This is a genomic window from Erwinia sp., assembly GCF_031978025.1.
In the GTDB taxonomy this organism is placed as follows: Bacteria; Pseudomonadota; Gammaproteobacteria; order Enterobacterales; family Enterobacteriaceae; genus Erwinia.
In genome coordinates this window covers 1-6026 of sequence record NZ_DALZCD010000265.1, presented here as the reverse complement: position 1 = coordinate 6026, position 6026 = coordinate 1, and the positions used below count along the sequence as shown (strand labels likewise).

Annotated in this window: 5 protein-coding genes and 1 pseudogene; 4 read left to right on the top strand and 2 right to left on the bottom strand. The window is 54.9% G+C overall.

Annotation, left to right across the window (positions count from 1 at the left end; all coding sequences use genetic code 11):
- The first annotated feature begins 174 nt into the window (after positions 1–174).
- From hslR to pckA, 3 genes are all read left to right on the top strand, one after another.
- Positions 175–576 carry a ribosome-associated heat shock protein Hsp15 gene (gene hslR / locus RTK32_RS17740; RefSeq protein ID WP_312046307.1) on the top strand — a complete coding sequence of 134 codons (402 nt, stop codon included), beginning with the start codon at positions 175–177 and terminating at the stop codon, positions 574–576.
- A gap of 22 nt (positions 577–598) precedes the next feature.
- On the top strand, positions 599–1477 hold the full coding sequence (hslO, locus tag RTK32_RS17735) for an Hsp33 family molecular chaperone HslO (protein WP_312046305.1): 879 nt from the start codon (positions 599–601) through the stop codon (positions 1475–1477).
- Positions 1478–1752: 275 nt separating this feature from the next.
- A complete protein-coding gene (pckA, locus tag RTK32_RS17730; protein ID WP_312046303.1) occupies positions 1753–3366 on the top strand; it encodes a phosphoenolpyruvate carboxykinase (ATP) in 1614 nt (537 codons plus the stop codon).
- Positions 3367–3420: 54 nt separating this feature from the next.
- Here the strand turns inward: pckA and envZ are convergent, their stop codons facing one another.
- Both envZ and ompR read right to left on the bottom strand, forming a co-directional pair.
- Positions 3421–4770 carry a two-component system sensor histidine kinase EnvZ gene (gene envZ, locus RTK32_RS17725; RefSeq protein ID WP_312046301.1) on the bottom strand — a complete coding sequence of 450 codons (1350 nt, stop codon included), beginning with the start codon at positions 4768–4770 and terminating at the stop codon, positions 3421–3423.
- On the bottom strand, positions 4767–5486 hold the full coding sequence (ompR, locus tag RTK32_RS17720) for a two-component system response regulator OmpR (RefSeq protein ID WP_001157751.1): 720 nt from the start codon (positions 5484–5486) through the stop codon (positions 4767–4769). Before ompR ends, envZ begins: the two co-directional genes overlap by 4 nt.
- A gap of 290 nt (positions 5487–5776) precedes the next feature.
- Between ompR and greB the strand changes: the two are divergent.
- Positions 5777–6026, top strand: a pseudogene (greB, locus tag RTK32_RS17715) (transcription elongation factor GreB); the annotation flags it as partial.

The window sequence follows — 6026 nt, the reverse complement described above, 5'->3', positions numbered from 1 at the left end:
AAGCTCACCACAGAGTATCCGGCCGCTGTTCTGAGCCTGTCGGTTTTATGCTATTTTTAAGGTTAATGTCCTTTCTGTGCCATCCAGCATGACGCTCTCCGGCTTAAGCCGGAGAGGCACCTTGATTTCCGACAGGCAACCCATACATAGGGATATTCCCAAACAGGAGCAGCGATGAAAGAGAAATCCGCAGAAGCGGTTCGGCTCGATAAATGGCTGTGGGCCGCTCGCTTCTATAAAACCCGCGCGGTCGCACGTGAGATGATCGAAGGCGGTAAAGTGCACTACAACGGCCAGCGTAGCAAACCGAGCAAGCTGGTGGAGCTGAATGCCGAACTGACCTTACGTCAGGGCAATGATGAGCGCACCATCATCGTGCTGGCAACGGGTGACCAGCGTCGTCCGGCCGCCGAAGCCCAGCTGATGTATGCCGAAACGGCAGAAAGTATTGTGAAGCGGGAAAAAATAGCGCTGGCGCGAAAAATGAACGCGCTGACTATGCCGCATCCTGACCGTCGCCCTGACAAAAAAGAGCGCCGGGACTTAATGAAATTTAAAAATTCTGGCGACGAATAGCTTGCCACAACGAGAGAGAATTATGGCTCATCAAGACCAAATGCACCGTTATCTGTTTGAAAACTATGCCGTACGCGGCGAGCTGGTGACGGTCTCCGACACCTGGCAACAGATTATTAACGGTCACGATTATCCGCAACCGGTGCAGAAAGTGCTGGGCGAACTGCTGGTTGCCACCAGCCTGCTGACCGCTACCCTGAAATTTGATGGCGATATCACCGTGCAGCTGCAGGGTGATGGCCCGCTGAACCTTGCCGTGATCAACGGTAACAACCGTCAGGAAATGCGTGGTGTGGCCCGCGTGAACAGTGAAATCGCACCCGACAGCAGCCTGAAAGAGATGGTCGGTAACGGTTATCTCGTCATCACTATCACGCCAGCGAAAGGCGAACGCTATCAGGGCGTGGTTGGGCTGGAAGGCGAAACCCTGGCCGAATGCCTGGAAGATTACTTTATGCGTTCGGAACAGCTGCCCACTCGTCTGTTTATCCGTACCGGCGAAGTAGAAGGCCAGGCTGGCGCTGGCGGTATTCTGTTGCAGGTTCTGCCCGCACAGGACGCGAAAACAGAGGACTTCGATCATCTGGCGACGCTGACCGACACCATCAAGACGGAAGAACTGTTGGGTCTGCCCGCCAATGAAGTGTTGTGGCGTCTCTACCATCAGGAAGAAGTGACGCTTTACGACCCACAGGATGTCATCTTCCGCTGCACTTGCTCACACGAACGCTGTGGCGAAGTGCTGCGCAGCCTGCCGGAAGAAGAAGTGAATGAGATTCTGGCCGAAGACGGCAAGATTGATATGCACTGCGACTACTGCGGCAGCCATTATATTTACGATGCTGTAGATATCGCCGCCATCCGCAACGATTCTGCCGCTGGCGACGAACGCGTGCATTAATAAAGTTGCGCCGCGGACGGGCGGCGCAGCGTTATGCCCTTTTACCCTGGTCACTGAGTGAAACCCTCACCTCAATGCATACGCTGAAGCGATAGTAATCGTTTCACGTTCCGCCTCTCATTTCTGCTCCCTCTTGCTTTTCCTCTGGCCCTGGCCGTGTAAACTGCGCGCGATCGCAATTTACACTTTATTAAGAATTTGATAACCAATACGGTTAATGGAACGCGATTTCCCTTCATCTGTAATAATAACCGACCCGACAAAGGAGCAGTAACATGCGTGACCTGACCCAGCAGGATCTCGTCGATTATGGCATCACGGACGTGGTTGAAATCCTTTACAATCCGGATTTTGACACGCTGTACAAGGAAGAAACGCGTCCCGAACTGAGCGGATTTGAACGCGGTATTGAAACGCAATCCGGCGCTATTGCCGTTGATACCGGCATTTTTACCGGCCGTTCTCCTAAAGATAAATATATCGTGCGTGACGAGACGACACGCGACACGCTGTGGTGGAACGATCAGGGAAAAGGCAAAAACGATAACCAGCCGCTTTCTCCGGAAATCTGGCAGGATCTCAAAACGAAAGTGACCAAACAGCTCTCCGGCAAACGTCTTTTTGTCGTGGATGCCTGGTGTGGTGCCAATCCGGATACGCGTCTTAGCGTACGTTTTATTACCGAAGTGGCCTGGCAGGCGCATTTCGTTAAGAACATGTTTATCCGGCCGGATGAGGCGGCATTAGCCGGTTTCGAGCCTGATTTTGTGGTGATGAACGGCGCGAAATGTACCAACCCGGACTGGCAACAGCAGGGTCTGCATTCCGAAAACTTTGTGGCGTTTAACCTGACCGAGCGGATCCAGCTGATTGGCGGCACCTGGTACGGCGGCGAAATGAAGAAAGGCCTGTTCGCCATAATGAACTACCTGCTGCCGTTGAAGGGCGTTGCATCAATGCACTGTTCGGCTAATGTCGGTGAGAAAGGCGACGTGGCGGTCTTTTTTGGCCTGTCCGGCACCGGCAAGACGACCCTGTCAACCGATCCAAACCGTCAGCTGATCGGTGACGATGAACATGGCTGGGATGACGATGGTGTCTTTAACTTTGAAGGCGGCTGCTATGCCAAAACCATTAAGCTGTCTGAGCAGGCGGAGCCGGAGATCTATCACGCCATTCGTCGCGATGCGCTGCTGGAAAACGTAGTCGTGCGCGCTGACGGTTCGGTGGACTATGACGATGGCAGCAAAACCGAGAATACCCGCGTCTCCTACCCGATTTACCATATCGACAATATTGTTAAGCCGGTATCGAAAGCGGGCCACGCCCGTAAGGTGATTTTCCTGACGGCGGACGCTTTTGGCGTGTTGCCACCGGTGTCGCGCCTGACGCCAGATCAGACGCAGTATCACTTTTTATCAGGCTTTACCGCCAAGCTGGCCGGTACGGAACGCGGCGTGACTGAACCTACGCCGACCTTTTCCGCCTGCTTCGGTGCGGCATTCCTGACGCTACATCCGACGCAGTATGCCGAGGTGCTGGTCAAACGCATGGCGGCGGCAGGCGCGGAAGCTTACCTGGTTAATACCGGCTGGAACGGCAGCGGTAAGCGCATTTCACTGAAGGACACGCGCGCTATTATCAATGCCATCCTCAACGACGAGCTCGCTGAGGCTGAAACTATCACGTTGCCGGTGTTTAATCTGGCGGTCCCGCTGGCGCTGCCTGGCGTGGACAGCGCCATTCTAGATCCGCGCAACACGTACGCCGAAGCCGCGCAGTGGGAAGAGAAAGCGCATAGCCTGGCGCAGCTATTTATCACCAATTTTGATAAATACACCGACACGGCTGCCGGTGCAGCACTGGTAGCTGCCGGCCCGCAACTGTAACCTCAGGCGTAAAAAAAGCCGGATGACTGACATCCGGCCTTTTTTATTAATACATCATCCCGTCACGACCGTGGGGGCCGGGCCAGGCGGTAAAGGCAGCCAGGCTCGAATACATAACCCACCCCGCTCGCTCTCACCAATCTCTAGTGAGCCCTGATGCGCATCGATAATACGCTGCACGATCGCCAGGCCAAGGCCGGTCCCGCTGGTGCTGCGTGCGCTGTCACCGCGTACAAAAGGCTGCAGTAAATGCTTAAGCTGTTCCGGTTTAATACCGGGACCATCATCTTCTACCTGGAACCAGGCTCGCTGTAACTCACTGCCGCTGCTGACCTTGATCCAGCCGTTGCCATAACGGGCAGCGTTCACCACCAGGTTAGCAAGCGCGCGTTTTATCGAGAGCGGGTTAATCTCCACCATCAGTTCGGTCGACATAACCGCATTCTCGATTTCCCGCTCGTAGCCGCTTTCAGCCGCCACGACCTCGCCCAACACGCTGTTAAGATCCGCGCGTTCGGTCTGCATTTCCTGACCGGTACGCAGATAATCAATAAACTGCTCGATAATGGCGTTGCACTCTTCGATATCTTTATTGATCGATTCCGCCAGATAGCCATCTTCCTGCGCCATCATTTCCGTCGCCAGACGGATACGCGTCAGCGGCGTGCGCAAATCGTGGCTGACGCCTGCCATCAATAGCGTGCGGTCATCTGCCAGCTGCTTAACGCCTGCTGCCATCTGATTAAAGGCTCGCGTCACCGATCGCACTTCAGAAGCACCGTATTCCCGCAAAGGCGGCGGAATAATGCCTTTACCCACCTGAAGCGCGGCGTGCTCCAGCTCCACCAGCGGCCGGTTCTGGATACGGATAAACAGCCAGGCGCCGCCAATGGCCAGCAGCATGATCGCCAGCGTATAGCGGAACAGCGGCGAGAAATCACCCTGATGAATTTCGGTCAGCGGTACCCGCACCCAAATATCGGGCGAAAGCCAGGTCTTCAGCCAGACTACCGGCGAATTTTTATTTACCTCGACGCGCACATCGGTAGGGCCGCCGAGCTGTTGCGCCATCTGCTGGCTGAGAAACTCGTAATGCTGCGCCCAGCGTAATCCGCTCTCTTCCGCCGCTGCGTTGGTATACAGCGAAATGCCCAGCTCTCGATAGATTTCCCGACGAAACGCTGGCGGCACTTCAAGCTGCGTGCCGTCTTCCAGCTGCAGCCTGTCAGTCATCAGCATTCGCACCTCGTACGCCAGCACCTTGTTAAACTGCTGCAGGCTGGGCAGGATAGCGAAGTTCAGCACCACCAGGTAGGTCGTCACCAGGCTGACAAACAGCAAGGTGACGATCAGCAGCAGCGTGCGGGCAAAGGAGCTACGGGGAGAGAAGCGGAGTCGCCTCATGCTTTACTGCCGTCCGGTACGAAGACGTAGCCTAAACCCCATACGGTCTGGATGTAGCGCGGGTGTGCCGGATCTTCTTCTACCATGCGGCGCAGACGAGAAATCTGCACGTCGATAGAACGCTCCATGGCGCTGTACTCGCGGCCACGCGCCAGGTTCATCAGCTTGTCGCGGGAAAGCGGTTCACGCGGGTGGCTGACCAGCGCCTTCAGCACGGCGAACTCGCCGCTGGTGAGCGGCATCGGCTCGTCTTCCCTGAACATTTCGCGCGTGCCCAGATTCAGCTTAAACTTACCGAAAGCAATCACCGCTTCTTCCTGCGAAGGTGCGCCCGGCAGTTCGTTAGCCTGACGACGCAGCACGGCACGGATACGGGCCAGCAGTTCGCGCGGGTTAAACGGTTTTGGAATATAGTCGTCGGCACCGATTTCCAGCCCGACAATACGGTCCACTTCTTCCCCTTTCGCCGTGACCATAATGATCGGCATTGGGTTGCTCTGGCTACGCAGTCGGCGGCAGATAGACAGGCCATCTTCGCCCGGCAGCATCAGATCCAGCACCATCAGGTGGAAGGATTCACGGGTCAGCAGACGATCCATCTGTTCGGCGTTTGCCACGCTGCGTACCTGGAAACCCTGCTCGGTCAGATAGCGTTCCAACAGGGCGCGTAAACGCATGTCGTCATCCACGACCAGGATTTTGTAGTTCTCTTGCATTTCGATACTCCAAAGGCGCTATTGCCTGCGCCGGTATTCTTAAAAAAGATGCCTGAATGTAACAGTCAATAATGGTTTATATTCTAGCCGAAATTGTTACAAAGCATATTAAACAGCAGCTTATCTTTAATTTATCCACGAAACTATTCCCTCAGTCGTGCTCTTTTTACGCTGAAAGATCAGGACAAACAAACAGTAACAGCGGACCAGAAAAACCCGGAAGGTATTTGCATCACCGCTCAGGCCACAACAAAATAGTGGGCGCACTCCCGAGAAAGAGAAGGACGACGATGAAAACAAAACTGATTACTCGCGAAGGTTACGACAAGCTGAAAGCCGAGTTGGATTATCTCTGGCGTGAAGAGCGCCCGGAAGTGACGAAAAAAGTGACCTGGGCCGCCAGCCTGGGCGACCGCAGCGAAAACGCTGACTACCAGTACAATAAAAAGCGCCTGCGCGAAATTGACCGTCGCGTGCGCTATTTGACCAAGTGTCTGGAGCAGCTGCGTATTGTGGACTATTCACCGCAGCAGGAAGGCA

Bases quoted from the DNA above. Each gene is read 5' to 3' on its own strand.
- hslR (WP_312046307.1), top strand. From the start codon at position 175: ATGAAAGAGAAATCCGCAGAAGCGGTTCGGCTCGATAAATGGCTGTGG.
- hslO (WP_312046305.1), top strand. From the start codon at position 599: ATGGCTCATCAAGACCAAATGCACCGTTATCTGTTTGAAAACTATGCC.
- pckA (WP_312046303.1), top strand. From the start codon at position 1,753: ATGCGTGACCTGACCCAGCAGGATCTCGTCGATTATGGCATCACGGAC.
- envZ (WP_312046301.1), bottom strand. From the start codon at position 4,770: ATGAGGCGACTCCGCTTCTCTCCCCGTAGCTCCTTTGCCCGCACGCTG.
- ompR (WP_001157751.1), bottom strand. From the start codon at position 5,486: ATGCAAGAGAACTACAAAATCCTGGTCGTGGATGACGACATGCGTTTA.